Annotated in this window: 2 protein-coding genes; both read left to right on the top strand. The window is 53.3% G+C overall.

Annotated elements, in window-relative coordinates; all coding sequences use genetic code 11:
• Positions 1–157 precede the first annotated feature (157 nt).
• Complete coding sequence (locus tag COY37_RS02195; protein ID WP_286975835.1) at positions 158–973, top strand: ABC transporter ATP-binding protein; 816 nt, start codon at positions 158–160, stop codon at positions 971–973.
• Positions 963–1703 (top strand): ABC transporter permease, encoded by a 741-nt coding sequence (locus COY37_RS02190; protein WP_353682990.1) that lies wholly within the window; start codon positions 963–965, stop codon positions 1701–1703. The genes COY37_RS02195 and COY37_RS02190 overlap by 11 nt, the downstream gene beginning before the upstream one ends.
• Positions 1704–1721: the final 18 nt, after the last annotated feature.

Here is a 1721-nt window from a genome sequence, read left to right as displayed (position 1 = left end):
CGATCGAGAACTCATATAAGATCAACACGTATCCGGAAGTCCAGCTTCCGACCAAGGATGAAGTGGGTCAGGTGCTGGATTGGATGGTCAAGAAGAATATCATCAAACCCGGTTTAACGTATAAAGACCTGGTCAACCGGGAGGTTCAGCCCAGCTAGTGCCCGATGTAGATCTTCTCAACGTTGGAGTCGATTACGAGCATCTCGGCCGGACGGTAACGGCGCTTGACGGCGTTGATTTGCATGTTCCGGCGGGTGATGCGCTAGCTATAATCGGCCCCTCGGGCTGCGGCAAATCGACGCTGCTCTATACGTTGAGCGGCCTGATCAAGCCGACCCGCGGAAGTATCAGGATCGACGGCGATGAGCTGCAAGGGCAGCGTCTTCAGACGGCGTTAATTCTGCAAGACTACGGATTGTTTCAATGGAATACCGTCTTCGATAATGCCGCACTCGGTCTTCGGGTGCGGCATATTCCGAAGGGGCAAATCAAGGAGAGGGTAGGAAAGATTCTCAAACGCCTCGGCCTTTGGGAGATGCGCGACCGATACCCGGGTCAACTCTCGGGCGGGCAACGCCAGCGCGTGGCAATTGCGCGCTCGCTCTCACTTGAGCCCGATTTGCTCCTGATGGATGAGCCGTTTTCTTCACTTGACGCCCTCACCCGCGAAGAGTTGCAAAATACCGTCCTCGATATATGGCTTGAACGTAAAACTAACGGTAAAGTAAAGGTAGATGGTAATGGAAACGGTCATTTACCAGGCACTTTAACGGTTGTGCTTGTAACACACAGTATTGAAGAGGCGGCGTTTCTCGGCAGGCGCATAGCGGTTATGGGGATAAACCCCGGGCGGATAACCTCGATGGTCGACAACGAAGAGATGGGTGAGGCCGATTATCGCAACACACCCGGCTTTTACGATCACTGTGCGAAACTGCGCGGTATGCTAAAGGACGGTGTTCGTGTTGGATAAGGCGCGAGGATACGTTGGTGCAACCGTCGGGCTTTTTGTTATCTGGTATGCGTTAGCAGCCACATTCAAACTACAGGCTCTGCCGTCGCCTGTGATCGTCTTTGCGGATTTCTTCCGTCTGCTGCCGGGAGAGCTCTCACGCCACTTCGCAATCAGTCTCTACCGGGTTCTGGTAAGCACCGCACTCGGGATGGTCTTGGCGCTGCCAATCGGCCTGGTTCTGGGAAGGGAAGAGCGCCTCGACCGCTTTTTCGCGCCGCTTATCTTTATTCTTTATCCCATCCCAAAAGTAGTATTCTTACCGGTATTCCTCTTTCTTTTAGGGATTGGGGACGTATCAAAAATCGTGCTGATAACAGTAATCGTCTTCTTCCAAATCCTCGTTACCACGCGAGATGCCGCGCGCGAAATACCCAACCAGTCGATTATGTCGATGCAGTCTCTCGGCGCGACCAAGTGGCAGATTTATAGGCATGTGATCTATCCGGCGAGTTTGCCTAAAACATTTACCGCCATCAGGATCGCCTCGGGAACCGCCATTGCAGTGCTCTTTTTCGCCGAGTCGTTTGCCACTGAGGAGGGTCTCGGCTACTTCATCATGGATGCCTGGAGCCGTTTCAACTACGCCGACATGTTCGGCGGAATCGTTGCCATGGCTGTAATGGGCCTCCTTGTCTACGAACTTCTCGAACTCCTCGAAAGCCGCCTCTGCCCCTGGTCCAAACTCTAGGAATTACGAATTACGGCT

This window comes from Candidatus Aquicultor secundus, from assembly GCF_002791875.1.
Taxonomy (GTDB): Bacteria; Actinomycetota; Aquicultoria; order Aquicultorales; family Aquicultoraceae; genus Aquicultor_A; species Aquicultor_A secundus.
Note: the sequence above shows the minus strand (reverse complement) of the source record. Positions and strands in the feature narration are given on the sequence as shown.